This window comes from Jeotgalibacillus salarius (assembly GCF_004405125.1).
GTDB lineage: Bacteria > Bacillota > Bacilli > Bacillales > Jeotgalibacillaceae > Jeotgalibacillus > Jeotgalibacillus salarius.
Window position 1 is genome coordinate 270,363 of the sequence record NZ_SORX01000004.1, and the last position, 24,268, is coordinate 294,630.

General features: G+C 43.2%; 21 protein-coding genes. 18 read left to right on the top strand and 3 right to left on the bottom strand.

The genetic code is table 11. The annotated features are described in order from the left end of the window. Positions 1–59: 59 nt before the first annotated feature. The 4 genes from rlmN to E2626_RS08840 all read left to right on the top strand — a co-directional run bounded on the left by rlmN (position 60) and on the right by E2626_RS08840 (position 3,929). Positions 60–1,124: a dual-specificity RNA methyltransferase RlmN gene (gene rlmN, locus E2626_RS08825; RefSeq protein ID WP_134381505.1), complete on the top strand. Its 1,065-nt coding sequence runs from the start codon at positions 60–62 to the stop codon at positions 1,122–1,124. A 129-nt stretch (positions 1,125–1,253) separates the two neighbouring features. Next, entirely contained in the window at positions 1,254–2,747 is a 1,494-nt protein-coding gene (locus E2626_RS08830; protein ID WP_134381379.1) for a GGDEF domain-containing protein, read from the top strand. A gap of 4 nt (positions 2,748–2,751) precedes the next feature. Then, complete coding sequence (locus E2626_RS08835; RefSeq protein WP_134381380.1) at positions 2,752–3,252, top strand: hypothetical protein; 501 nt, start codon at positions 2,752–2,754, stop codon at positions 3,250–3,252. Between the two features lie 77 nt (positions 3,253–3,329). Next, positions 3,330–3,929: a methyltransferase domain-containing protein gene (locus E2626_RS08840; RefSeq protein WP_134381381.1), complete on the top strand. Its 600-nt coding sequence runs from the start codon at positions 3,330–3,332 to the stop codon at positions 3,927–3,929. 24 nt (positions 3,930–3,953) lie between these two features. On the opposite strand, the gene E2626_RS08845 is transcribed toward E2626_RS08840, so the two are convergent. Beyond that, on the bottom strand, positions 3,954–4,670 hold the full coding sequence (locus tag E2626_RS08845; RefSeq protein ID WP_134381382.1) for a 3-ketoacyl-ACP reductase: 717 nt from the start codon (positions 4,668–4,670) through the stop codon (positions 3,954–3,956). Positions 4,671–4,779: 109 nt separating this feature from the next. On the opposite strand from E2626_RS08845, the gene E2626_RS08850 reads away from it, so the two are divergent. Further along, positions 4,780–5,208, top strand: a complete 429-nt coding sequence (locus E2626_RS08850; protein ID WP_134381383.1) for a hypothetical protein — start codon at positions 4,780–4,782, stop codon at positions 5,206–5,208. Positions 5,209–5,265: 57 nt separating this feature from the next. Here E2626_RS08850 and E2626_RS08855 read toward each other — a convergent pair whose 3' ends face one another. Continuing rightward, entirely contained in the window at positions 5,266–6,060 is a 795-nt protein-coding gene (locus E2626_RS08855; protein ID WP_134381384.1) for a TIGR00266 family protein, read from the bottom strand. A gap of 122 nt (positions 6,061–6,182) precedes the next feature. On the opposite strand from E2626_RS08855, the gene E2626_RS08860 reads away from it, so the two are divergent. The 11 genes from E2626_RS08860 (at position 6,183) to E2626_RS08910 (ending at position 16,604) form a co-directional block, all read left to right on the top strand. Next, positions 6,183–6,479, top strand: a complete 297-nt coding sequence (locus E2626_RS08860; protein ID WP_134381385.1) for a hypothetical protein — start codon at positions 6,183–6,185, stop codon at positions 6,477–6,479. Positions 6,480–6,495: 16 nt separating this feature from the next. Further along, entirely contained in the window at positions 6,496–6,942 is a 447-nt protein-coding gene (locus E2626_RS08865) for an ATP-binding protein (protein WP_134381386.1), read from the top strand. Positions 6,943–6,962: 20 nt separating this feature from the next. Further along, complete coding sequence (locus tag E2626_RS08870) at positions 6,963–7,958, top strand: zinc-binding dehydrogenase (RefSeq protein WP_134381387.1); 996 nt, start codon at positions 6,963–6,965, stop codon at positions 7,956–7,958. Between the two features lie 264 nt (positions 7,959–8,222). After that, the gene (locus tag E2626_RS08875; RefSeq protein ID WP_134381388.1) at positions 8,223–9,998 is read left to right on the top strand and encodes a helix-turn-helix domain-containing protein; all 1,776 of its coding nucleotides are present in this window, start codon (positions 8,223–8,225) and stop codon (positions 9,996–9,998) included. 124 nt (positions 9,999–10,122) lie between these two features. Continuing rightward, the gene (locus E2626_RS08880) at positions 10,123–11,451 is read left to right on the top strand and encodes a M20 family metallo-hydrolase (RefSeq protein ID WP_134381506.1); all 1,329 of its coding nucleotides are present in this window, start codon (positions 10,123–10,125) and stop codon (positions 11,449–11,451) included. Beyond that, complete coding sequence (locus tag E2626_RS08885; RefSeq protein ID WP_134381389.1) at positions 11,448–12,476, top strand: TRAP transporter substrate-binding protein; 1,029 nt, start codon at positions 11,448–11,450, stop codon at positions 12,474–12,476. Before E2626_RS08880 ends, E2626_RS08885 begins: the two co-directional genes overlap by 4 nt. 55 nt (positions 12,477–12,531) lie before the next feature. Further along, positions 12,532–13,062 (top strand): TRAP transporter small permease, encoded by a 531-nt coding sequence (locus E2626_RS08890; RefSeq protein ID WP_134381390.1) that lies wholly within the window; start codon positions 12,532–12,534, stop codon positions 13,060–13,062. Continuing rightward, entirely contained in the window at positions 13,040–14,311 is a 1,272-nt protein-coding gene (locus E2626_RS08895) for a TRAP transporter large permease (RefSeq protein ID WP_134381391.1), read from the top strand. Before E2626_RS08890 ends, E2626_RS08895 begins: the two co-directional genes overlap by 23 nt. 12 nt (positions 14,312–14,323) lie before the next feature. Then, a complete protein-coding gene (locus E2626_RS08900; RefSeq protein WP_134381392.1) occupies positions 14,324–15,124 on the top strand; it encodes a DUF3100 domain-containing protein in 801 nt (266 codons plus the stop codon). Next, entirely contained in the window at positions 15,124–15,576 is a 453-nt protein-coding gene (locus E2626_RS08905; RefSeq protein WP_134381393.1) for a hypothetical protein, read from the top strand. Before E2626_RS08900 ends, E2626_RS08905 begins: the two co-directional genes overlap by 1 nt. Before the next feature lie 179 nt (positions 15,577–15,755). Next, on the top strand, positions 15,756–16,604 hold the full coding sequence (locus E2626_RS08910) for a glycerophosphodiester phosphodiesterase (protein WP_166786779.1): 849 nt from the start codon (positions 15,756–15,758) through the stop codon (positions 16,602–16,604). A gap of 220 nt (positions 16,605–16,824) precedes the next feature. On the opposite strand, the gene E2626_RS08915 is transcribed toward E2626_RS08910, so the two are convergent. After that, positions 16,825–17,289, bottom strand: coding sequence for a glutathione peroxidase (locus E2626_RS08915; protein WP_134381395.1), 465 nt, complete (start codon positions 17,287–17,289; stop codon positions 16,825–16,827). Positions 17,290–17,732: 443 nt separating this feature from the next. Here E2626_RS08915 and gltB point away from each other — a divergent pair, with 443 nt between their 5' ends. After that, positions 17,733–22,310 carry a glutamate synthase large subunit gene (gltB, locus tag E2626_RS08920; protein WP_134381396.1) on the top strand — a complete coding sequence of 1,526 codons (4,578 nt, stop codon included), beginning with the start codon at positions 17,733–17,735 and terminating at the stop codon, positions 22,308–22,310. A gap of 18 nt (positions 22,311–22,328) precedes the next feature. Beyond that, the gene (locus tag E2626_RS08925; RefSeq protein ID WP_134381397.1) at positions 22,329–23,816 is read left to right on the top strand and encodes a glutamate synthase subunit beta; all 1,488 of its coding nucleotides are present in this window, start codon (positions 22,329–22,331) and stop codon (positions 23,814–23,816) included. The last annotated feature ends 452 nt before the right edge of the window (positions 23,817–24,268 follow it).

Here is a 24,268-nt window from a genome sequence, read left to right on the forward strand (position 1 = left end):
CAATTTAGGGTCAATCCATCGTACAATGAAGAATGAATGTAATTTTCGAAATGAGGGTTATGATGAAAACTTCCATTTATGGATTAACGTTGGAGCAACTTGTTGCCTGGCTTATGGAACATGGTCAAAAGAAATTTCGTGCAGAACAGATTTGGGACTGGCTTTATCGTAAGAGAGTCACAACTTTTGAAGATATGAAAAATGTCAGTAAAGAATGCCGTGAATTACTTGAAGAAAACTTTGTCATTGAGACGCTGGATCTTCAGATTCGTCAGGATTCACAGGACGGCACTGTGAAATTTTTATTTAAGCTGCATGATGGAAATCTGATTGAAACAGTACTGATGAGACAGAAATACGGTCAATCAGTATGTGTGACAACACAGGTAGGGTGTAATATCGGCTGTACATTCTGTGCCAGCGGTCTCTTGAAGAAGAGCCGTGATCTGAGCAGCGGAGAAGTGGTTGAGCAGATCATGCGCGTCCAGAAGTATATGGATGAAAAAGATGAGGGAGACCGGGTCAGCCATATCGTTGTTATGGGAATCGGAGAGCCATTCGATAATTATGACAACCTGATGAGCTTTATTCGAGTTGTGAACTCAGCTAAAGGTCTTGGGATCGGCGCGCGTCATATTACCGTTTCAACAAGCGGACTTGCTAATCGCATTTATGACTTCGCGGATGAAGACCTGCAGGTAAATCTTGCGCTATCTCTACACGCACCAAATGATGAGCTGCGTACGCGCATCATGAAGATTAACCGTGCATACCCAATCGAACCGCTGATGAAAGCGATCGATTATTATCTTGAAAAAACAAATCGTCGTATCACATTCGAGTATATTCTACTTGATGATGTGAATGATCACGTTGAAGAAGCGCAACAGCTTGCGAAAATGCTTTACAACAAGCGTCATTTGGCATATGTAAACCTGATTCCTTACAATCCGGTTGATGAGCATATTCAATATGAACGAAGCAAGCAGGATAACATTATGAAGTTTTACGATACGCTGAAAAAAGGTGGCATCAACTGTGTTGTACGTCAGGAACACGGTACAGATATTGATGCAGCATGCGGACAGCTGCGTAGTAAACAGATCAAAAAGTCAGTCGTATAATCGTAAGTCCGGGAAATCGTTCCCGGGCTTTTTTGTGATTAAAATACTCTTTTTCATTTCTATTGAAATATAGCGCTTCCATGTATTATAATTAAATTGTGACAATTGGCCTATTAGGAGGGAACGGGTATGGAGGCATTATTATTGTCGGCGTCCTATATTTTTGTGGCTTTTATAGCTAATACGTTACGTTTTTACGTAAACGGATACATAAACAGATTAATATTTGTGATGTCGACAGTGCTTCTCGTTCTTTTTGAACAATGGTTTGCTGCAACGTCACACACATCCTGGCTGCTGCTATTTGTCATTGCTGCCTCAGTAGTCAGCTTTCATTTTAGCGGGGGCATGATTGCAGCCGCATTAGCATCTCTTTATTTATGGGGAATGACGGGAATGTTGGAATTGAGTATTTATGCTGCGTATTTTCTGTTTGCAGGAAGCATTTATGCTGTTAGGTATTATGTTAGAAAAATTCGTCAGCAGCGTGACCACTGGCTTGAAATACTGACAATTAACTCAAAGCAGCTCAACGTAACAAAAGATGTCAGTCAAGCAATGCAGCAGACTTTTAATACGAAAAGACTCCTTGAGACCATTCTCACTTCGATGACAGCCGGTCATGGGCTAGGTTATAACCGGGCAATGATTTTTTTACTGGAAGAAGATAGAACTAAGCTAAAAGGAATTATGGCAACAGGCCCAGTGAGAGCAGAAGAAGGTTTTGAGATATGGGAGAATATTACTGTGAATCGCTATGGTTTAGCTGATTTGATAAATAAAAAAGAAGAAGAAAAATCGGATCAACAATTAAATGAAATTGTTCAGAACATGGAAATCCCTCTGGAACAGCAAAGCTTCCTCAAAAATGTGATGGAGTCAGGCAGTCCAATTCTGGTGAAAAAAATAAACGAAGACGATGAACTGATGAAACATTTTCACAGTACATTAAATCTGAAGGAATTCGCAGTAATCCCTATGCTCCATCAGGGAGTGAAATCGGGTGTTGTGATGATAGATAATGTTGTCAATCAAAAGCCGCTCAGCATGCATGACGTAGATATTATTACACCTCTTGCAACTCAGGCGGCAATTGCGCTTCAGCAGGCCAGTCAATACGAAACAATTGAACGTATGGCTTTGAAGGACGGTCTGACAAACCTGTATAATCAGCGCGCATTCCAGCAGTCATTATCTGAAGAGTTTTGTAAACGGGCTTTTTCCATCATTCTTTTAGATATTGATTTCTTCAAAAATTATAATGACACCAATGGTCATATGCTTGGAAATGAAGTGCTGGTCCAGCTTGCAGCAGTTATTACAAACAGTTTGCGTGGCGACGACCTGGCTTACCGGTTTGGAGGTGAGGAATTTGTGATTTTACTGCCAAATACTGAAAAAGACAAAGCGTTAATGGTTGCTGAAAGAATACGCAGAAGAGTAGAAGAAACAGAATTTCCAAAAGGTGAACTTCAGCCGGGAGGGAAACTGACCATCAGTTTGGGTGTGTCAGAGTCGGATGGCTCACTCGATCCTTTTGATGCAGTGGAATATGCAGATCAGGCGCTTTATGAAGCAAAAGAAAACGGAAAAAACTGTGTAGCAGTGAAGCAGGGAGCGTAGAAAAATGGGATATGCATTGTTATTAATCAATATTATTGTTTTTACAACTACGTTCCTAATGACTACACGCCCACTCTATCTGCGCTCTTTAAAAGTAAAAGCTTTAAAAATAGCAAAACAACAGGGATTATCCCTTGAAGATCTCGTATATTCTTATGAACAAATGGTTTTCTTCACTGCACTTCCAAGCCATTTGCCACAGTTGAGAAGGGCGGAAGAGAAGGATATTTCTCTTAAGCTTGAATACCACTCCATGTTTTTCCCGCGTCTGAAAGGGGTTAAGGTAATCGTGATAAAAGGGAGCAACCCGTTTGATTTAGCGTACCTGCCAATAAAAGACTTCAGGCTTCCGGTATTGGACCGCCTTTCTTCAGAATCTAACCTCACAGAAAAGGAATACATGACAATCAGTTCTTACATCGCAAGTCATCCCCGAACTCTTCATGAAATAAAAGATGAGGTATTCAGGAAAATGCAGTTTGAAGAGACAAAGCTGGCAGAGTAGAAGGTAAATATAATGCATGCTGTGCGGAAAACAACAGCCAACTTTAATAGAACTAAAGTAAAAGAAAGAGGCAGACTATGCTGAATGATCACAACCTATCCATCAAAACGTCAAGTCTGCTCGAAACAGTCAGTTCATCGATTCATCATAATCGTTATGAAGCGACACCCTACGAAGGACTTGAAGCATTAAGTGAAGCTTACTCTTTAAAAGGTCGAATGGGTCTGGTTGATTACGGGTGTGGAAAAGGACGGGTCTCATTTTATTTTCATCACCTTTTTGGACTGAATGTTACAGGGGTTGAGATGAACCCCAGACTTTATCAGGCTGCAATGGAAAATCAGGCTGCTTATCTGGCAAAAAGGAAGCTGAAAAAAGGAAGTATTCAGTTTGAGCATGCCTACGCGGAAAAATATGAAGTACAGGCTGATCAGGACGTTTTTTATTTCTTTAATCCGTTTTCTGTTCAGCTTTTTACAGCTGTCATCAACCTGATTTCAGTGTCATTAGAAAAATATCCAAGAAACGCAACAATTATTTTGTACTATCCGACTGTGGAGTATATTCATCAGTTAGAAGAAAACACAGGTTTTGAGCTTGTGGAACAAGTTCCGGTGCCGGGTCTTGTTGAGAATAATCACAATGAGCGGTTTTTGATTTTTGAATATAGCGTATGAAAAAAGCAGGCGGCAGCCTGCTTTTTAAAATGGATTCGTCGCCCAGATCGCTGATGTTTTGATAAATGACCGCTGCTCTAATTTCAACAGGCTGACAATATATTCTGCAAGATCTTCAGCCTGTGTGAATTTATCAGGATTGCGCTCACCGTCTTCTCCACGCGTAAGATCTGTTTCAACTAAGCTTGGTGTGATTGTTGACACCCGGATATTATGTGGCCGGACTTCCTGCATTAACGACTCAGTAAGTCCGTTGACAGCGAATTTAGAGGCGCTGTACGCACTTGATCCTTTCGTGCCTTTTAATCCTGACATTGAAGAAATGTTAATAATATCACCTGTTTGACGTTCAATCATACCCGGCAGCACGGCTTTTGTTGTATGAACGATGCCCATTACGTTCGTTTGAAGTACGTTGTTCCAGTCTTCCGTCGTCAGCTCCAAAAACTCACCGTATGCGCCTACACCTGCATTATTGACTAATATATCGACATGACCGAGCTTGTCAGTCAGTTCCTTGACCGCACGCTGAATGTCGTCTTCATAGCTGACGTCAGCTGCAGCTGTCACAACAGTAACCCCATACTCATCTAATTTATTTTTAATGCTTTGCAGGTTTTCTTTGGATCGTCCGACGATGCCGATGTCAACACCTTCTTTGGCAAGTTCAATGGCTGTTGCGGCACCTATTCCTCGGCTCCCACCGGTAATAATCGCTTTTTTCCCTTTTAAATTTTGCATCATCAACACCCTTTCGATTAATCTTCTCTTTGTACTATTCACTTTATAAGGCCGGAAGAAACATGCATGAAAATCAGAATCTATGTATACTAAGTTTTGAGGTGAAAACATGAAAAAGTTGTTAATCGGTTTACTCATCTTCGTCGTGTTCATTGGCGGAGGGTTATATGCTGTTTATTATTTTGGTACGGAAATGGCGGCTGATCAGGTTGTCGAGTCCGTTACAGAAGACATGGAAACAACCGGCGAAATGGATCGGGTCAGGACATATATCGAATCAGATCCTGTTTTAAGCGGCTACATTGAAGAAGCGAAGGCTGCCAAGGATGATGAGGACCTTGCTTTTACAACAAGGGCTGAAGCGACCCGTGTCATGGTTCAGAAAGTCGGTATTGGTGAGCTTCAGCAAATACAGGCTGATGCAGAATCAGGAAATCTTTCTGAACAGGAAGTGATTCAAAAGCTTGAGCAATCTTTAACTGAAGAAGAATTAAAAGCATTGAAGGTTCTGGCTTACAAAGAAATATACGGAGAATAATCAGAAAGCCTTTCAAGGCCGGAACATGTGCGTCCGGTTACTTGAAAGGCTTTAATTTTATTTTCTGTCCCCGCCGAGAAGATCAAAGAGGCCGCCTGCCGCGCTGCCTTCACCTTTCGAACCGCCGTTACGCGGCATTGCTGAAAATACACGGCTTGCCAGGCGACTGAATGGAAGTGACTGCACCCATACTGTGCCTGGTCCACGCAGTGTCGCAAGGAATAGTCCTTCTCCTCCAAACATCGCAGTTTTAATACCGCCGACCATTTCGATGTTGTAGTCAACACTCCCTGTCATAGCGACGAGACAGCCGGTATCAAGACGGAGCACTTCTCCTGGTGCCAGCTCTTTCTTATGGATTGTACCTCCTGCGTGTACAAATGCCATGCCGTCTCCTTCGAGCTTCTGCATAATAAATCCCTCACCGCCAAAGAACCCTGTCCCAATTTTGCGCTGGAACTCAATGCCGATTGACACCCCTTTAGCAGCAGCTAAAAAAGCATCTTTCTGACAGATCAGTTTCCCGTCAATTGTACTGAGGTCGAGCGGAATAATTTTTCCCGGATAAGGGGAGGCAAAGCTGACGTGCTTTTTTCCGCTTCCTTCGTTTGTGAAGGCAGTCATGAATAAGCTTTCGCCAGTCAACACACGTTTCCCCGCACCAAGCAACTTGCCCATTAAACCGCCTGAGGATTCGGCACCATCTCCAAAAATGGTTTCCATTTTGATTGCATCATCCATCATCATCAGACTGCCTGCTTCAGCAATGACCGTTTCCTGCGGGTCGAGCTCCACTTCTACAAACTGCATGTCGTCACCATAAAGCTTGAAATCAATTTCATGATTATTCATACTGCCTTCACTCCTTTTCATTATTTCTTCCATCATAACCTATTTTACTGAAAAATCTGAACAGGTTTTTGTTAAACTAGAAAGGGAAGAATACAACATACAGTAAGTTGAAAGGGGTTTGAATGAAAAATTATTTAATTTGGCTTATCGTATTTCTAGTGTTGATGACAGTAGGCGCTTATTTACTGGTCAGATTTACTTTCATGGAGTGGCAGTTCACAGGGCTTGTGTTTATAGTAGCCGCATTTTTTTTCAGTTCCTCCGGCGGTCTTTCTTCTAATATAGGAGAAGCGCATGCAGTAACTGAGAGTAATGGGCATTATAATCCGCGTTTTGAAAAAGCGACGGTATTTTTTACTCCATCAATTGCAGCTGCAGTCGTTCTGTTGATTGCAAGCTTAGTTATTCCGTTATTTTAAATGGCTGAGGGTGATAATGATGAAATCCATTCATCAGATTATGCAGCTGATCGGGCGTTTAGACGCCCATGTTGCAGATGATTTTGAAGGGCAGGATCTGGATTTTAAACAGTGGAGCAATAAGACAGAAGATAATGTGCGTAAAATGGTTGAATATGCAATCTGTATGGCGAATGGCGGTGGAGGCAGTGTCGTGTTTGGTGTTGCGGACCGGGTAAAAGGGCACGCCAAAAACATTTTGGGTGTTCCGGATGATCTTGATGTAGAATCATTCTACAACCGGATCTATCAGGAAACAGTTCCGCCATTGTCTGCTGAGTTCGATCTTGTTGAGCTTGATTACGGTACAGGAAAGCTGTTAATTATGTCTGTGGAAGGAAAAGGCGGGCCTTATTCATTTTTAGATGGAAAGTCTGTCGTGCGTAAAGGTAAGGAATGTTTAACGATTGAAGACAAATCATAATGTTGAAAGGAGTTTTTATGATGAAGGCTGTTTATCACGAAGGACCTAAAGGAATGACAGGACTTACATACGGAGAATTGGCCCAGACAGAGGTCAAGGCAGGTGAAGTGCGGATCAGCTTGAAAGCTGCAGGTCTGAATCACCGTGATTTGTTTGTTCTGACGCGTCATTCGGAAGACGATCCGGCACTTGTTGTCGGCTCAGACGGGGCAGGCATTGTGGATGAGGTTGGAGAAGGCGTAACAAATGTGAAAAAAGGTGATGAAGTCATCGTAAATCCTGGAATTAACTGGAAGCACAATACAGATGCCCCACCACCTGAATTTGATATTGTCGGCCTGCCTGGTCATGGTACTTTTGCAGAAAGTATTGTACTTCCTGCAGAAAATGCAGTAAAGAAGCCCGTTCATCTAAGTTGGGACGAAGCGGGAGTCGTTGCGCTTGCAGGGCTTACTGCCTACCGCGCATTGTTCACCCGTGGTCAGGTGAAAGAAGGACAGAAGGTACTGATTCCCGGTATTGGCAGTGGCGTCGCAACTTTTCTACTGCAATTTGCGAAAGCAGCAGGCGCAACAGTGTATGTGACATCGCGTTCAGAAGAAAAGCGTCAGAAAGCACTGGAGCTTGGAGCGGATTATGCTTTAGACAGTGAAGGAGACTGGGAAGATGCGCTTGAAGGGACGAAAATGGACCTCGTGATCGAATGTGTAGGTGCAGCGACTTTCAACAAGTCTCTAAAACAGTTGAGAAAAGGCGGCACAATCGTGACATTCGGTGCTTCAGCCGGAGATGAAGTGACCATAAATTTGCGCGATTTGTTTTACGGCCAGCAAAACCTATTAGGTTCAACTATGGGAAGCGCTGAAGAATTGGATGAAATGATTTCATTCATCGAGAAACATCAAATTCGTCCCGTTATGGATCAGGTATATGACTTAAAAGATTACAAGGCTGCATTTGAACGTATCGAAAAAGCTGAGCAGCTTGGGAAGATTGGGTTTAGCATAAGCAAGTAATAGGTTGATCAAACTGTCTGAAAAGCTAAAGCAGGTGTTTATCGTGATTGAACACCTGCCTTTGCTGATTAGGGCAGTTTTTTAATTGGACGAGCTATTGTGGTGATTTACCAAATTCTTTGGTCAGCCTGACTGTATATTTCCTATCCAAAGAGATCGGTTTTAAGTACATACTCTGCAATTCTGATAGAAAAAATTGAACTTTTCAGTCTACTGTCTTCCGTGTATGATAATCAAAAGTTAAATAAAGTTCGGAGGGATAAGATGGATACTGAAAAACAATTGCGAAGCTTAATTAATTCTGTTCAAGTAATGACCTCTACGCTTAATTTAGACGAAGTGCTCGATCAGCTTATAAAAGAAGTTTTGAACGTCATTGATGGATCAAATGCGAGTGTCCTTTTTTTGTTTGATGAAAAGATAGGAAAACTTTACGCAAAAGCAGCAGCGGGTTTTGATATGAAGTACCTGAAGCATGCGCTGCTTGAGCCAGGTGAAGGAATGAGCGGAAAAACGTTTGTGTCTCAACAGGGCAGAATATTTTCAACGCATGATGATACGTTAAAAGGGATGACGGATATCAACGAAGAGACGAAAGGGTACTACTCAAAAGCGCGCGGTGATATGGAATATCCGGCGAGTGCAATTTGTGTGCCACTGATGACAAAAAAAGGCTGTATTGGCGTGTTAACGGTTGATATTTATGAAGAAAATGTTGTGTTTACCGACCAGGACTTAAAGCTGCTCGAAACATTTGCAGTACAGGCTGTGATTGCTATTGAAAATGCTACGCTATTTTCAAAAAATGAGCGGACGCAGAGGGTGCATGAAACGCTGAGCAGAGTTTCGCTCTCGCAGGGAGGACTTGAAGAAATCACGAAAACACTTGCTTCACTGGTCAATGCTGAAGTGATTGTTTTTAATGAATTTTTTGATTTGCTGGAAGTCTCAAGTGAAAATGCTTCTGCGCGGGGAAGGCTGTTAATTCAGCAATACCCGCATGTGCTGACTAATGCGATGGCAAAGGAGAAAGGATCAGTCTCCGCCATTAACGATCATCATATTCAAGAAAGAATCTACTTCTTTCCGGTGCGTACCGATCAAAGGGCGATGGGATTAATCAGTATTTATTTAGCTGAACGTGATGTGCTGGATCCACTGGATCAGTTTGCAATTGAACAGGCTTCGATGATCTTCGCACTTGAAATGAACAGGCGGGATAAGAGCTCATATGATGCACTCACATACTCGGGATATGTTTTGGATCAGCTTTTGTATGGAAAGCTGGATGAACTGACTGTGAATGAAATTGCACGGGCGACTTCCGGTGCAGTGGAGGGTCGCCAATTTATTCTTGTACAGCTGACAATTGAAGAAGCGCTCCTTTCCCTGAGGGAGATTTCCGTGAAAAAAGAAACACTATTAAGAATGATTAGGAGGAAGTTAGTCCAGTTTCCTTATAAAGCATTCATTCTTGATCAGAATTTGGATGTGATTTTTATGTTCACATATCCCGAATACATAGAAGAAGCTTCAGCCTATGAGCGAATCAGAATTTTATTTGCCCAGCTGGTTGAAGAAGTGAGGCAGGCAGCAGGACTTTCCGTTTTAATAGGAATCGGAAGAACTGTAAATCAGCTTGAAGAAGTAAAAGTGTCTGCTAATGATGCCTCGAAATGTGTAGATTACTTGCTTACAAAAAATAAGAACAGCTCGCTTCTTGCCTATTTTGAGCTCGGTTTTCAACGGCTCTTTTTAAAGACAGAAGTACGGGAGCTTGAAGCGTACGTTGAAGATACCATTGGAAAGCTCAAAGAATTTGACAATGCTCATAATGGCAGTCTGATGATTACGCTAAGTGTATATCTCGAGCTTAATCAAAATATGAGACAAACCGCTGAAGCGTTATTTATTCACGTAAACACAGTAAAATACCGTTTGAAATGTATAAAAGAAGTATTGGATATTGAAGCGATTCAGGGAAAAGAGGCCTTTGAACTGCAACTGGCCGTAAATATTGACAGCTTTCTGGAAAAATAAGCGTTTGCTTATCGGTTACAAACAAAATAAAACAATAATCTTTGTCTGTAATAGACATTATAAAATAGTCTGACTTATCTTATAATTTCAACTATTACAAAGATAAAGAGGTGATCAAGTGGCGATGCAGGCAACAACCAGTTTTTCAAAATTATTGTTATCCAGGCTGCTTCATCAATATCCTGCAGCACTCGATCGGGATGGTGTTTCTGGGAAAAGAGTTGCTCAGAGACTTGCTGAATTATCAAGAATCGGATTAACAAAAGAGCAGGGAAGTAACCGAATGTCATTTTCCGATGAAGAGCGTGCTGCGAAGGAATTAGTTAAGGTATGGATGAAAGAAGCGGGATTATCCATTTACGAAGATGGTGCCGGAAATGTGTTTGGCACATTTCAAGGGAATGATCAGAGTCAATCGGTCATGTCAGGTTCTCATTTAGACAGTGTCCCAAATGGCGGGCATTTTGATGGTCCGCTTGGTGTGCTGGCTTCTTTGGAGGTTGCGCAAGCATGGCGGGAAACAGGTTATATCCCTGAGACAAACTATGAAGTAGTCATTTTTACTGATGAAGAAGGCGCGAGATTTAATGGCGGTCTTACTGGAAGCAGAGCGATGGCCGGGGAAGTTGATATGTCTAAGCAGGTGAAACTGACGGATTATAACGGCACCTTCTTTGAGAAAGTGCTCGAACAGCATGGTCTTTCGCTCAAGAACTTTAGTGAGTCGAAGCGTTCACTCGATAAAATAAAGGCCTATGTTGAAGTTCATATTGAACAGGGCAAGCAGCTTGAGCAAAGAAACCTTTCAACGGGTGTTGTAACAGGTATTGCTGGTCCATCCTGGCTTACTATTACATTCGATGGGGATGCAGGTCATGCCGGAAATACCCCGATGGTTGGCAGGAAAGACCCTCTCGTTGCAGCTGGAGAGTTTGTATACAGGTTGAAAGATATTCCCGGACAAGTAAGCAGCTCAGGTGTCGCTACAGTAGGTAAGCTGGAGGTTTCACCAAATGGTGTAAATGTAATACCGGGACAAGTGAAACTGACGGCAGATATCAGGGATATTGATGAGGGCTTAAAGGACCAAATTGTAGAAAAGACAAGAGCGTTAATAAACGAAATTGAAAAAAAGCACGAGGTAAAAATAGACGTACAGGAAACATTGAAAGTCACACCAGTAAAACTTTCAACAACAATGCAGAAGCTTGCAGCTGAAAGTACAGCACACGTCACTGGTGAAAAAGCGTTTCATTTACCAAGCGGGGCAGGACATGACGCGATGGTAATGGGGCGGTATGTGCCAACTGCAATGCTTTTTACAAACAGCAAAGACGGCGTCAGTCACAATCCGAAAGAATGGTCGTCACTCGAACACTGTGTAGAAACGATTCACGTGTTAAAACATTTGCTCGAAAAAATTGATCAAACAGATAGGAGTGAGCTTATATGAAAAAGGTTAAGTGGGCTGGAGTTACGATGATGCTTGGAGGTGCACTTGTTCTAACTGCTTGCGGCAGTGAGGACAGTGGCGGAGACAGCGGGTCAGGTGAGGCTGAATACCAGTGGAAGCTTGGCTGGAATTCTGGTGAAGAAGGAGATTCGAAGGGTGAAGCGGCTATTGCGTTCAAAGAATATGTCGAAGCAGAGTCAGATGGCCGTATTGAAATTGAGTTCTTCCCAAACGAAACATATGCTTCATCTCCTGAAATGATTGAAGCTGTACAGGTTGGGGCTCTGGAAATGGCGATTCCGGGGGCGAACGAACTTGCTAATGTCGTGCCTGAATACGCAGCGCTCTCCCTTCCGTTTATCGTTGAAACGCCAGAGGAAGCTCACGCGGTTCTGGATAGCGAGATTGGTACAGAGTTGAGAGAAAAAGCAAATGATCAAGGCTTTGTAGCACTGACAGATACAGAACTTGGCTTTACTCACATTACAAATGATGTCCGTCCAATCAACGAACCTTCAGACCTTGAGGGACTGAGTATGCGTTCCCCGAATGATGTGAGCTTAATTGAAACATTTAAAGCTTTTGGTTCTTCAGTATCTACAATGGCTTATACAGAACTTTACAGCGGGCTTTCCCAGGGTGTCATTGATGGTCAGTTTAATCCTCTGTTGAACATTTTTGATCAGAATATGCATGAAGTACAGGATTATCTTGCAATGACAAACTTCACATATTACTACTGTTATATGATTTTGAATCAGGAGGAATTTAACAGTTTGGATGAAGACCTTCAGCAGATAGTCATGGAAGGTGCTGAAAAAGCGCGCGATGCCTCACGCGATATCGTCGCTGAAAGTGAGCAGGAATATTTCGAACGTGCACAGGAAGAATTTGTTGAAGTAACTGAACCGGATTTGGCGGCGTTCCAGGAAGCTGCTCAACCGGTATATAAAGAAGTAGAAGACGTGATGGGTCCTGAGATCATTCAGGATATCCAGGAGTTTCTTGAAGAATACCGTCAATAGAGCCGATGCGGGGCAGTGAAACAGGCCCCGCTTTTTTGAAAAAGGAGGCAGGGCGATGTCAGCTGTTCATAAAAAAACATGGATTGACCGGGTTGTCGACGTGCTGGATCTTGTTGCTTCAATCATGATGGTCATTTTGACGGTTGTTGTGTTTGGAGAAGTTTTGAGCCGCTACGTGTTCGATTTACCGCTTGTCTTTTCAAATGAATTAACGCTTTTACTATTCCCCTGGGTCATTTTTGTTGCGGCAATCGCCGTTACAAAAAATGAAGGGCATTTATCAATTAATTTTTTCAGAAGCCTGATGCCAAAAGCGGTTCAAAGGTGGATGTTTGCTTTTTCAAAACTGGTCATGCTGTTTTTTTCAGTGTATATGGCTTTTTCCGCCTACAGAATGGGAGAAAATACAGCAAGTCAGGTCATGCCAGTTTTAAGAATTTCAAAAACGTGGCTGATCACATCAGTCAGTGTATCATTTGCAGTTATTTCACTTATTCTGATTTATCAATTCATTATGATTGTTCTTGGTAAGCTCGAAGTTCCAGATGAGGAGGAGATGCTCGATGATCTGGATCATGGTCATTAGTTTTTTTCTGCTAATTGTGTTTGGAGTGCCAATCGCTTTTGCAATGGGTGCTTCAGCATTGATGTATATTCTTGTAGCGGGTATTCCGCTTGAAATGTTCTCTCAGCGTTTCTTTTCTAATACGCAATCATTCGCATTTCTTGCCATTCCATTTTTCATTCTTGCCGGAAACCTGATGATTCACGGGAAAATTGCGCAGAGGATTATTAATGTAGCTGATTCAATGGTGAGACAGCTGCCAGGTGGTCTTGGGTGCGTATCAGTCGTGACCAGTATGGGGATGGCGGGTGTGTCGGGTTCATCAGTCGCCGATGCTGCATCTACAGGGAGTGTACTGATACCTGAAATGAAAAAAAGAGGGTACAGTGCATCCTTTGCGGCTTCTATCAACGCTTCGAGTTCCGTGGTAGGCATTATTATACCGCCGAGCAGCACAATGATCATCATTGCTTGGCTTGCCAATTTGTCCATTGCGGAAATGTTTATCGCGGGTATTATCCCCGGCATTCTCGTTGGTATTATTTATTTAATTACAACAGTAATTCTATCTGTAAAGAGGGGTTATCCAAGCGAAGAAAAGCCTACTATCAAAGAATTTTTATTTCATATCCGTAAGGCGTCATGGGCACTGCTTTTACCTGTGATTTTGTTGGGTTCTATCGTACTTGGTATTGCAACAGCTACTGAAGCGGCTGCAATCTCAGTTGTATATGCGTTGCTTGTGGGCTTATTTGTGTATAGGAGCCTTAATTGGAAGAATATTTACCAGTCGTTGAAAGAAACTGTTCACGGCACAAGTGTTGTAATGGTTACAGTTTGTACGTCAATGATCTTTACTTGGGTACTGATATCTGAAGGTATTCCACGTTTGATTTCTGATGCGCTGTATAGCTTTGGTCTTCCGGGTTGGGCGTTAATCCTTGTGTTGATTGCGATCATGCTTGTTGCAGGAATGATTATGGAACTTGTGCCGAACTTGTTTTTGTTTATTCCAATCTTCTTTCCTATTGCTGCAGAGATCGGTATGGACCCTATTCAATTTTCAATCGTTATGCTGGTTTCGCTGGCGCTTGGTATGTTTACGCCACCAGTTGGTGCTACTCTCTTTATTTCATGCTATATCGCAAAAGTCGGTATAGAGAAGACGATTAAAGATATCCTGCCTTACTTTGTGTCAGGCATAATTGTTGTTTTACTTCTTGCGTATATTCCGATTTTGACCCTGGGACTTCCATCGATATTTGAATAGGGGGGGAATAAAATGAGTCAAGTTCATTTAGGCATTTGGAAAGACTGGCGTCTTCACGTCATTGTATTTTTGATTGTAGTATTTGCTGAGTTTATAGGGACCCACCAGTTTTCAGTTGGTCCTGGGGTTGTCCTGCTTTTACCGATGCTTTATGCACTATTAATCGGTCTGGGACTTTATTTTACACCCGCAGTAAAAGAAAAACAGTCTAAAAATGCTGAGCCGTTAATTGTCCTTGGGGTTACACTTCTGATCGCTAAAATTGGCGTCGTGATTGGACCGTCTCTTCCTCAAATCATTGAAGCAGGTCCTGCACTTTTATTGCAGGAATTCGGTAACTTGGGAACGATCCTTTTGGCACTGCCACTTGCCGTGCTTCTTGGTCTTAAGCGTGAAAGCATTGGGATGACTCATTCTGTTGCAAGAGAGCCGAACGTCGGACTCATCATGGATAAGTATGGTTTTAACTCTCCGGAAGGTAGAGGAGTAATGGCAATCTATATTTTTGGTACAGTATTTGGTGCGGTTTTTATGGGATTAATTGCGGGTTTTCTGGCAACACTAACGCCTCTTCACCCGTTGTCTTTTGCCATGGCATCAGGAATTGGTAGTGGGAGCATGATGGCGGCCGCAAGTGGCTCGCTGATTGGCGCATTTCCTGAATTCGAAAACGACATCATTGCTTTTGCAGGTGCAAGTAACCTCCTTTCCTTATCAACAGGGCTTTATATGAGCATGCTGATTGGTCTTCCGCTGACAGAAAAAATGTACCAGGTCATGACAAGAAACAAAGAAGGAAAGGGGCAGTCCTAATGTTAAAAAATATTCAGGAGTGGGTAATCCTGTTAAGCATTTTTGCAGTTGTATCTTTAGCAGCTAATTGGATTGGTTATGACGTTATGCCCCTTTCTGCACTGCCCGGTATGGTTATCCTGGTCATTATCTGTCTCCTGGGACTGATTATTCAAAAAGCACTACCTTATAAAATTCCAAGTGTCGCATATATCGCTATTATTGGGATTGTGGTTTCGATGCCCTGGATGCCGGGTTCAGATATCATTGTTGAATGGACCACTGAAGTTCAGTTGCTCGCACTAACAACACCAATCCTGGCATATGCGGGAATTGCAATCGGACGCTCTTGGACTGATTTTGTAAAACTTGGCTGGCGAACGATTGTAGTTGCAGTATTTGTATTGCTTGGTACATTTATAGGTTCAGCTCTGATCGCAGAAGTCGTTCTGCGCTTTCAGGGGATTATTTAAAGAGATAGAGAGTTTGAGAGGGTTTTAACGTATAGATAAAGATACCCCTTCAGCCCGGGCGCTGCAGGGGTTAAAATATGCCGTTTATAGACTCATACCCCCCACACCTTCATTGGAATATGATACAATAGTGATATAAATAGAAAATTCAGATTTATTATATGAGAGGGGAAGTTATAATGATTAGGAAATGGAAACGAAGGCGACTTACCTTCATTACCTTCCTGGGTGCCTGTTTAATTTTACTGGTGGGGTATATTAGTCAGCCAATCAAAGATGTAGATGTAGAAGGAATGATCTCTGTTGCGCATAGAGGAGCCGCGAGTTATGCGCCTGAAAATACACACGCAGCATTTCAAAAAGGAATAGAACTCGGCGCGGATTTTATAGAGGCGGATGTCCATTTGTCAAAAGACGGGGAATTAATCATTATGCATGATGAAACAGTAGACCGAACCACAAATGGCAGCGGATTAATCAAAAATATGACGCTCGAAGAATTGAAAATGCTTGAAGCAGGATCACATTTCCATCCTGACTACCATGGAGAACCGGTCATTACACTGAATGAACTCCTTGAATCATTCTTTGGTCAGGTTGGGCTCCTAATTGAAATCAAGCATCCGGCGTTATATCCGGGTATTGAAGAGAAAGTAGTGGAAGTATTGTCGCAATATCCCGCAACTGACAGTGTCATCGTACAGTCTTTTGATATTGACTCAATGAAGCGCATCCATGAACTGGACCCGGATCTCCAAATCGCAGTCCTCATGAAAGCCTCTTTCGTACCAGTATCATTATGGCAGCTAGACGAACTAACCTCCTTCGCAACCTACATTAATTTCAATATTTCTGCAGTAGCTAAAAGAACAGTAGACGAGATCCACAAACGTGGCGGGAAAGTCCTTGTCTGGTCAAAAAAAGATAAAAGACTGATTCAAAAAGCCGTATCTTATGATGTGGATGGCATCATCACAGACTTCTCAAGATGGCCGGTTGAAGAAGATATCCAGGCAGTAAATGAATAAAGAAAAGCGCAGGTAAGCGTTTAGGGGCGTATGCGGTGGACTGAAGCGATTAAGATAAAGGAAACACAGTGAACGGAGTGAACTGATGTTGACTTATCGAAATGAGCTGAGGGAAGCGCACTAGCCCCTGCTTGCTGGAGCTGGACATAAAAGAAAAACGCACCAGCCCCTACTTGCTAGAGCTGGACAGTAAAAAAAGCTGAGGAGAGCCCTCAGCTTTTTAAATTACTTTTTCAATGTCACCCTTCATTTCATCAGGCTCTACTGCAGGCTCATAGCGATCAACGACGTGGCCTTCACGGTTAATTAGAAACTTTGTAAAGTTCCACTTAATCTCGCCGCCTTTTTCATCTTTAAGAAAGTTAAATAGATTCTCAGCTTCTTCTCCATTCACTTTCACCTTTGCCATTAGCGGAAAAGTGACGCCATAGTTCACTTCACAAAACTCTGTCGTTTCTTCAATGTTTTCAAACTCCTGATTGGCAAATTGATCACATGGAAATCCAAGCACGACGAGGCCGTCCTCATGATATTCTTTATAGAGTTCCTGAAGTCCTTTGAACTGAGGTGTGTAGCCACACTTGCTTGCTGTATTCACAATCAACATGGGTTTGTCTCTGAAAGTATCCAGCGATATCACATCACCATTGGTCATACGGACTGTATAATCATAAACTTTGCTCATATGTATAACCTCCTTTAAGTTCTTCATTTCCTTTAGCATAGCAAAATAAATTTTTGAACGCACACATCTTTCCTTTTGATCGGATTCGAATAACATAAACATCCATTTAGTTACCACTATCAGGAAGATATATTTGGGGTTATCATTCCCTCGAATGTTTTTTTATAAAAAAAGAACTTTTTTTTGAACTTTTCTTCATATATAAAGTAAACACAAGTATAGCAAGGGATAGGACAACACATTGTATAGTGAAAACCTCTTTATGATAGCGTTTTCATTCATTTTTCTTCATAAAAATACAATAAAATTCGTTATCAGAATTTTATGTGAATGTTATTTTCATGATATACTAGTTCGAAAATGAAAGTACTATGGGCAAATTGCCTCTCTTCACCTCGGATGAAGAACGACTTTCACACTTTTAAAAGAGAGGGGACGTTTAGATGAAAAAGACTGGTTATCCAGATCCGCAGGGTTTATATAGCCCGGAACTCGAACATGAAGCATGCGGTATTGGTATGATTGCCAATATTAATGGGGAAAAAACGCATAATATCGTTCAGAATGCTGTTAATATTCTATGTAACCTCGAACACCGTGGAGGTCAGTCAGCTGATACAAGCACCGGTGACGGAGCCGGAATCCTGACACAGATCCCGCACCGCTTTTTTCAAAAACAATGTGAAAAAGAAAATATCATTCTCCCAGACGAAGGCAAGTATGGAGTAGGAATGGTTTTCCTTCCGCAGGAACATACGACCAGAATGAAAAGTAAAGAACTAATCGAAACGATCATACAGGAAGAAGGTCAGGGATTCCTTGGCTGGAGACCGGTACCGATTAACGATTCATTCGTTGGTAAGGTTGCTACAAAGTCAAAACCGGCGATTCGACAGGTATTTATAGAAGCTTCTGAAGCCCTTACAGATCAAATGGACTTCGAGCGGAAGCTATTCGTGATCCGCCGGAGAATTGAACGGGAATTACCAGTTATTGAGGGCTTTGAAGACGTATATGTGAGCAGTCTTTCAACGAGAACCATCGTGTACAAAGGGATGTTGATCCCGGAACAACTGGATTCTTTCTACATTGACTTGAATCACCCAGACTTCAAATCCGCGCTTGCGCTAGTCCACTCACGATTCAGTACGAACACCTTCCCTAGCTGGAAACGTTCCCACCCGAACCGTTACACGATTCATAATGGGGAATTTAATACGCTCCGGGGAAATGTGAACTGGATGAGAGCACGTGAAAAAATGTGTGCTTCTGAACATTTTAACGAAGATGAACTGCAAAAAATCCTTCCAGTGATTGATGATGACGGAAGTGATTCATCTATGTTTGACAACGCATTTGAATTCCTTCACCTTTCAGGACGTTCGCTTGCACATACTGCCATGATGATGGTTCCGGAACCATGGTCAAATGACAGTACAATCCGTGAAGAAAAAAGGGACTTCTATCAATACCACAGTACATTGATGGAGCCATGGGACGGACCAGCTGCGCTTGTGACAACAAACGGCAGCCAGATTTGTGCTTTCCTAGACCGTAATGGCCTGCGCCCGGCACGTTATTATGTCACAAAAAGCGGCATGATTGTGCTTGGTTCAGAAGTTGGTGCACTTGATATTTTTGCTGATGATATTGAATATAAAGAGCGTCTTGCACCAGGAAAAATGCTGCTTGTGGATCTGGAAAAAGGCACAATTATTCCGGATGAAGAAGTGAAGCTCCAGGTAGCATCTGAGAAGCCATATAAAGAATGGCTGTCAAACCTTAAAAACTTGGAAGATGTAGAAGAACCAAAGGAAATAGCGCCTGAAATTACAGGAGAATCACTTGCTGAACAGCAGGTTGCTTTCGGTTATACACGTGAAGAACTGAATAAGATCATCAAACCGCTTGTTTCAGAAGGAAAAGACCCGGTTGGTTCAATGGGCTATGACTCACCAATCGCTGTACTTTCCAAAAAACCTCAGCTTTTATATAACTATTTTAAACAACTGTTTGCACAGGTGACCAACCCTGCAATTGATGCGATACGTGAGAAGTTAATTACGATGGTTGAAACAACGATTGGACCGGAGGGTAGTCTTGTTCAACCGGGACCTGAAAGCTGTAAACATATTCGCTTGAAAACGCCGCTTTTAAATAATAAGCAGCTTGAATCACTCCGACAGCAGAATCTTGATGGGTTTGGAGCAGTTACGATTTCAACGCTGTTTGATGCAAAAGAGGGCAGCCTTGAGCCGGCGATGGAAGAGATTTTTGAAAAAGCCGATCAGGCAGTAGCCGATGGCAAAGTGCTATTGATTCTATCTGATCGCGGTGTGACTGCTGAAAATGCTGCGATTCCTGCACTACTTGCAGTAGCAGGTCTGCACCACCACCTGATTCGCCAGGGAACACGTACAAAAGTCAGTATTTTAATTGAATCCGGTGAACCGAGAGAAGTACATCATTTTGCGACGCTGTTGGGTTATGGTGCTGAAGGTATTAACCCTTACCTTGCGTTTGAAACGGTGCGTGACTTGATTAAAACCGGTGAGATTGAAGATAAAACGTATGACGAAGCAGTAGAAAGCTATATTAATGCTGCTACAGACGGCGTGATTAAAGTGTTGTCAAAGATCGGTATATCGACAATCCAGAGTTACAGAGGTGCACAAATCTTTGAAGCATTCGGTATTCATGCTGAAGTGGTAGACAAATACTTCACAAGAACGCCATCAAGAATCGGCGGAATCAAGATGAATATGATTGAAAAAGAAGTGCTTCTTCGTCATGAACGCGCTTATAAAGATAAGCGTGCCGGTACGCCAAGCCTGGATTCAGGAGATGATTATCAGTATCGTGCAAACGGCGAGGATCACACGTATAACCCAAGCACGATCCATACATTGCAGCATGCCTGCCGCACCAATGATTATGCAACATTTAAAAAATACTCATCGCTGCTTTCAGGAGAAGGTGCAAATCTCCAGTCGCTGAGAGGCCTGATGAGATTTAAGAAGGGGCAATCGATCCCGATCGAAGAGGTTGAGTCAGTAGAGGCAATCTGTCGCAGATTTAAAACGGGTGCGATGTCTTATGGTTCGATTTCACAGGAAGCCCATGAAGCACTTGCAATTGCGATGAACCGTATCGGAGGACGCAGTAACTCAGGTGAGGGCGGTGAGTCACCTGAACGCTTTAAGCCGTCGCCGAACGGAGATTCACGCAGAAGTGCAATCAAGCAGGTTGCATCAGGACGCTTTGGTGTAACGAGTCATTATCTTGTCAATGCAGATGAAATTCAAATTAAAGTAGCGCAGGGTGCGAAGCCTGGTGAAGGCGGGCATCTGCCTGGTAAGAAAGTATATCCGTGGATTGCAGAAGTCCGTGGTTCTACGACGGGTGTTGAACTGATTTCACCACCGCCTCATCACGATATTTACTCAATTGAGGATCTTGCTGAACTGATTCACAACCTGAAGAATGCAAATCCAAGCGCGCGTATCAGCGTGAAGCTTGTATCAGCTGTCGGCGTCGGAACAATTGCTGCAGGTGTCGCGAAGGGTCGTGCAGACCTTGTCCTGATCAGTGGTTATGACGGCGGTACAGGTGCTGCGCCGAGAACAAGTCTGAAGCATACAGGTCTTCCGTGGGAAATCGGTCTTGCTGAAACGCACCAGACATTGCTGCTGAACGGTCTTCGTGACCGTATTGTGCTCGAGACTGACGGAAAAATGATGACCGGGCGTGACGTTGTCATGGCTTCACTGCTTGGCGCAGAAGAATATGGTTTTGCTACAGCGCCACTCGTTGTACTAGGCTGTATTATGATGCGGGTATGTCATCTGGATACATGTCCGGTTGGTATTGCGACGCAAAACCCTGAACTCCGTAAAAAGTATACTGGTGACGCTGAGCACGTAGCAAACTTCATGCGATTCATCGCGATGGAAACACGTGAAATCATGGCAGAGCTTGGGTTCAGAACAGTCAATGAAATGATCGGACGCACAGATTTCCTTGAGCGCAATCCGAACATTGATCATTGGAAAGCTGGAGACATTGACCTTGCTCCATTGCTTTATTCACCGGATCTTCCGGCAAAAGTGGGCCGTTATCATATGCAAAATCAGGATCACGGCTTAGAGAAGACGCTTGATTATCAGGAACTGATTCCACAGGCGAGAAAAGCAATTGAAGAAGGAGAAAAAGTCTACTTTACAACAGCAATCAGAAATATTAACCGTGTAACAGGCTCAATGCTCGGCAGTGAAATCAGCCGCCGTTACGGAGCAGAAGGGCTGCCGGAAGACACGATTAACTTTACATTCAAAGGATCAGCGGGCCAGAGCTTCGGTGCATTTGTACCTAAAGGAATGACGCTCCGTCTAGTCGGAGATGCCAATGACTTTGTTGGAAAAGGACTGTCCGGCGGAAAGATTATCGTCCACCCGGATCCTGTTGTCACATTCCAGCCTGAAAAGAACATCATCATTGGAAATGTTGCTTTTTATGGCGCTTCTGATGGAGAGGCTTATATTCATGGTATTGCAGGAGAGCGATTCTGCGTACGTAACAGCGGAGCGGAAGTCGTAGTTGAAGGTGTTGGAGATCACGCATGCGAATATATGACCGGAGGACGTGTAGTTGTGCTCGGTGAAACCGGACGGAACTTTGCAGCCGGTATGTCCGGCGGTGTCGCATACATTTTTGATGAAAATGGTACGTTCAGAGAGCGTTGCAACGAAGATCTCGTGCTTGTAGAGTCAATCGGCGATGCGCAGGAGAAACAGGATGTTTATCACATGATTGAAAAGCACGTTGAATATACAGGAAGCGGCCACGGAAAACGCATTCTGACATATTGGGAAAAGTATTCGGAGCAGTTTGTCCGCGTTGTGCCTAAAGCTTACCTGAAGATTAATACACGTATTAATGAGTTGGTTGAAGGAGGCGCAACAAGAGACGACGCTGAGATGACAGCATTCGAAGAAAGTAAGCGTCCGATGGTTGCACAATAATCGTTAAGGAGGGGTTTGATGGGGAAAGCTACTGGATTCATGGAATATGAACGTCATTCGCAGCATGAACGCGATCCTAAAGAGCGAATCAGTGACTGGAAAGATTACACTGCACGGATGCCTGAAGAAGAAGTGAAGCTGGAAGGAGCGCGCTGCATGGATTGTGGCGTGCCTACCTGCCACACAGGAACAGAAATTAACGGACAGACAACGGGATGCCCGGTTAATCATTTAATCCCTGAATGGAATGACCTTGTCTACCAGGGGAAATGGAAAGAAGCGCTTGCGCGTGAACATGAAAAGAACAACTTTCCTGAATTCACAGGACTTGCATGCCCGGCTCCCTGTGAAGGTGCTTGTGTGCTTGGAATCAACGAAGACCCTGTTGCGATCCGAACTGTAGAACGTTCGATTATTGAGCGCGGGTTTGATGAAGGCTGGGTTGTGCCTGAACCGCCAGAGCAGCGGACAGGGAAAAAGGTTGCTGTAGTAGGATCAGGTCCTGCAGGCTTGGCAGCAGCAGCTCAATTGAACAAAGCAGGTCACTGGGTGACTGTATTTGAAAAGAGCGATCGCGTAGGCGGACTGCTGACTTATGGTATACCTGAAATGAAGCTGCCTTATTCAGTTGTTGAAAGACGTGTGAATATCCTCAAAGAAGAAGGTATTCAATTTGAAACGAATGCAGAAATCGGTGGAAATGTACCGGTCCAGAAGCTTCGTGACGAATTTGATTCGATCATTCTATGCGGCGGCTCACAGGTACATCGTGATATCCCGGCTGAAGGTCGTGAACTGAAGGGTATTCATTATGCAATGGACTTCCTTCATGCCAACACAAAGAGCCTGCTTGACTCAAATCTTGAAGACGGTAACTATATTTCGGCTAAAGGGAAAAACGTCATTGTAATCGGCGGTGGCGACACAGGAACTGACTGCCTGGCAACTGCTATCAGGCATGAATGCAGCAGCCTGACCCAGTTTGATATTTATGATAAAAAAGGGTCAATCCGCGATGCGATGGGTAACCCGTGGCCGCAGTATCCAATTGTACACCGTATCGAATACGGACAAAAAGAAGGCGAAGCAAAATTCGGCTCTGATCCACGGGCATTTGCTGTACAAACAACAAAGTTTGTTGGCGATGAAAATGGTCAAGTGAAAGAAGTACACACGGTAAACGTAAAGCTGCGCATTGACGAAAATGGCAACCGCATCCGTGAAACAATCCCAGGCACTGAGAAGGTCTGGAAAGCAGATCTTGTACTGCTTGCAATCGGATTCAGCGGACCGGAGCAGGGGTTAATCAAGCAGCTTGAGCTTGAAACAACTGAGCGTTCGACCGTGAAAGCAGAATACGGAGATTACCGTACAAATGTAGAAGGTGTCTTCTCGGCAGGAGATATGAGACGCGGACAAAGTCTGATCGTTTGGGCAATCAACGAAGGCCGTGAAGCGGCGCGCGAATGTGACCGCTACCTGATGGGAGCTACAGTATTACCGTAAAATATTGATTTTACTGTACACTTAAACCGGTTCATTTCCGCTCCAGGCGGGAGGCTTTCCGGACGGTGGACCGTTTTGTGGTCCGATATGGCCTCCTCGGCTTCGCCTGTGGGGCCTCAGCTTCCCTCTAATCGTCCCGGAGTCCCCCGCCTTCCGCTACAATGAACCTGGGTGTAGCTATGATATTAAGTTAAAAGAGAAGATGAAGCTCAAGTAAACGAGTTTCATCTTCTTTTCTGGTTGTTAAATGGCTATGACCACACAATCTCTTTTGTTAAGTTAAACAATATATTTATTGAAATCATAGTGAAGCGCAGCGAAACGACTATTGAACCTGAGACTTTTGTCCGGGTTCTTTTTATTTTCGAAATTTTTCGCAATAAACTGTTTGTCGCAACAACTAAAAGGGAAACAGAAAAAGGTAGATGCATCACTTATTTACATAAGGAGGA

Coding starts and splice junctions, on each gene's coding strand:
- rlmN (WP_134381505.1), top strand. CDS start 60: ATGATGAAAACTTCCATTTATGGATTAACGTTGGAGCAACTTGTTGCC.
- E2626_RS08830 (WP_134381379.1), top strand. CDS start 1,254: ATGGAGGCATTATTATTGTCGGCGTCCTATATTTTTGTGGCTTTTATA.
- E2626_RS08835 (WP_134381380.1), top strand. CDS start 2,752: ATGGGATATGCATTGTTATTAATCAATATTATTGTTTTTACAACTACG.
- E2626_RS08840 (WP_134381381.1), top strand. CDS start 3,330: ATGCTGAATGATCACAACCTATCCATCAAAACGTCAAGTCTGCTCGAA.
- E2626_RS08845 (WP_134381382.1), bottom strand. CDS start 4,670: ATGCAAAATTTAAAAGGGAAAAAAGCGATTATTACCGGTGGGAGCCGA.
- E2626_RS08850 (WP_134381383.1), top strand. CDS start 4,780: ATGAAAAAGTTGTTAATCGGTTTACTCATCTTCGTCGTGTTCATTGGC.
- E2626_RS08855 (WP_134381384.1), bottom strand. CDS start 6,060: ATGAATAATCATGAAATTGATTTCAAGCTTTATGGTGACGACATGCAG.
- E2626_RS08860 (WP_134381385.1), top strand. CDS start 6,183: ATGAAAAATTATTTAATTTGGCTTATCGTATTTCTAGTGTTGATGACA.
- E2626_RS08865 (WP_134381386.1), top strand. CDS start 6,496: ATGATGAAATCCATTCATCAGATTATGCAGCTGATCGGGCGTTTAGAC.
- E2626_RS08870 (WP_134381387.1), top strand. CDS start 6,963: ATGAAGGCTGTTTATCACGAAGGACCTAAAGGAATGACAGGACTTACA.
- E2626_RS08875 (WP_134381388.1), top strand. CDS start 8,223: ATGGATACTGAAAAACAATTGCGAAGCTTAATTAATTCTGTTCAAGTA.
- E2626_RS08880 (WP_134381506.1), top strand. CDS start 10,123: ATGCAGGCAACAACCAGTTTTTCAAAATTATTGTTATCCAGGCTGCTT.
- E2626_RS08885 (WP_134381389.1), top strand. CDS start 11,448: ATGAAAAAGGTTAAGTGGGCTGGAGTTACGATGATGCTTGGAGGTGCA.
- E2626_RS08890 (WP_134381390.1), top strand. CDS start 12,532: ATGTCAGCTGTTCATAAAAAAACATGGATTGACCGGGTTGTCGACGTG.
- E2626_RS08895 (WP_134381391.1), top strand. CDS start 13,040: ATGATCTGGATCATGGTCATTAGTTTTTTTCTGCTAATTGTGTTTGGA.
- E2626_RS08900 (WP_134381392.1), top strand. CDS start 14,324: ATGAGTCAAGTTCATTTAGGCATTTGGAAAGACTGGCGTCTTCACGTC.
- E2626_RS08905 (WP_134381393.1), top strand. CDS start 15,124: ATGTTAAAAAATATTCAGGAGTGGGTAATCCTGTTAAGCATTTTTGCA.
- E2626_RS08910 (WP_166786779.1), top strand. CDS start 15,756: ATGATTAGGAAATGGAAACGAAGGCGACTTACCTTCATTACCTTCCTG.
- E2626_RS08915 (WP_134381395.1), bottom strand. CDS start 17,289: ATGAGCAAAGTTTATGATTATACAGTCCGTATGACCAATGGTGATGTG.
- gltB (WP_134381396.1), top strand. CDS start 17,733: ATGAAAAAGACTGGTTATCCAGATCCGCAGGGTTTATATAGCCCGGAA.
- E2626_RS08925 (WP_134381397.1), top strand. CDS start 22,329: ATGGGGAAAGCTACTGGATTCATGGAATATGAACGTCATTCGCAGCAT.